The organism is Nocardia sp. NPDC058497, assembly GCF_042720195.1.
Classification (GTDB): Bacteria; Actinomycetota; Actinomycetes; order Mycobacteriales; family Mycobacteriaceae; genus Nocardia.
On the sequence record NZ_JBHXMY010000946.1, the window covers coordinates 1 to 1,457 of the forward strand.

The 1,457-nt window shown below is 62.3% G+C and carries 2 protein-coding genes; one reads left to right on the forward strand and one right to left on the reverse strand.

The window, feature by feature from the left end; genetic code table 11:
* A partial coding sequence (locus ACFWPJ_RS32700; RefSeq protein WP_378857362.1) for a DHHA1 domain-containing protein occupies positions 1–513 on the forward strand: 513 nt, incomplete at its 5' end.
* 292 nt (positions 514–805) lie between these two features.
* Here ACFWPJ_RS32700 and ACFWPJ_RS32705 read toward each other — a convergent pair.
* On the reverse strand, positions 806–1,457 hold a 652-nt coding region (locus ACFWPJ_RS32705; protein WP_378857364.1), incomplete at its 5' end, for a hypothetical protein.

Sequence of the window (1,457 nt, forward strand, 5' to 3'; positions counted from 1 at the left end):
TTTCTGGGGGTCGGGGTTTGTGACCGGATTATTGTCCCCCCCGCGGTTAACCCCTATCGAGTCTCGACGATTATGAACAAGATTCGAGACGCCGAGAAGGATATCGACCGTTTCCGCGCGGTGCACCGGCGTCAGCAGGCGCTGCAGTACTCGAATAGATCCGAGACCATCGGCGGTGTCAGCATCGTCGCCGTGGAACTGTCGGATCCAGCGAACAGCGATGACCTCCGAACTCTTGCGCTAGAGATCCGTGACTACATGGAAGATCGACCGGCAGCGGTGGTCTTGACAGCACTCGCCAACGGCCGGCCGATTGTCGTCGCCGCAGTGAACGAACAAGGTCGTCAACGTGGGCTGAAAGCCGGAGACCTGGTTCGGACCGCGGTCAAGGTCCTGAAGGGTGGCGGCGGCGGAAAGCCTGACATTGCACAGGGCGGGGGTACCGATCCAACCGCGACCACGTCCGCGCTAGATGAAGTTCGCCGCGCGATCGGCCAGCTCCTCGCACAGTAGTGGCTGCCGTGCCGCGCGAGCCAAAGTTGCCTGTCAACGTGAACCGTCACGGTAAGGGACCGTCAGGTCAGCTGCCCTCGAAGTGGGAGCCGCACTAACATTTTTCGTCATCTACGACAAGAACATGATCGTTGCCGCCGAGGCGCACAGTTTGACGGTGGTCGCACCTACGTAGGAGGTTCGGTAGTCGTGGAGCCGCTGAAGTCCCTCAACCAGGAGCGTTTCCTCAGGAAACGGGATTCACACGGCTCCGTCCACGTACGAGACCAGGCGGTGCATCGGGATGAAGCGCTCACAGCTGCGGCTCGGCCGAAGATTCGTGGGTAAGGGCGCGATTGGTGGCTGAGCCGTCGTCGACGAACCACGCCTGCTGACTCTCGGTATGTATCTGCCGGATCCGTTCCTCGGCCGCGTGCTGGGCCGGGCTCAGATGCGTGCGGCGTTGTAGTTCGGCTTGGTGGGCGGTGAGGCTGGTAGTGATGTCGCGCCGCGTGGCCTCGATAGCCGTGTTGCGCGTGCGAGTTTCATGGTCTTCCCAGTCGGCGCGCTGCTGTTCGAGGTGCTGGGCCGCTTGGGTTTCGGCGTCTTCGACCAGACCTGACAGCGAGGTGACCTTGCGTTGTAGGTCGCGGGCTTTGGCACGAGTATGTTCGTGGGTTTCGGTCAGTTGTCGGAGTTCAAAGACGAGGGAATTGATCCGTGCCTGGACGGTTGCGCGTTGCCGACGCAGACGGGTAGGGATGACGTCGAGTTTGGTGCGGGCGGAGTCGAGGTCGGTGGTTGTCCGCCGCAGCTGTCGCGCCGCCCGATCGCGTCGATCAATCCATTCCGCGGCGTCATCCCGTGCGGTTTGCAGGTGGCGACGATGTTCGACGAGGACCGGGTCTGGTGGCGGGTCGTCGGGGAAGCGTTGACGGACTGGGCCATAGAGCTCTGTGTCTTCG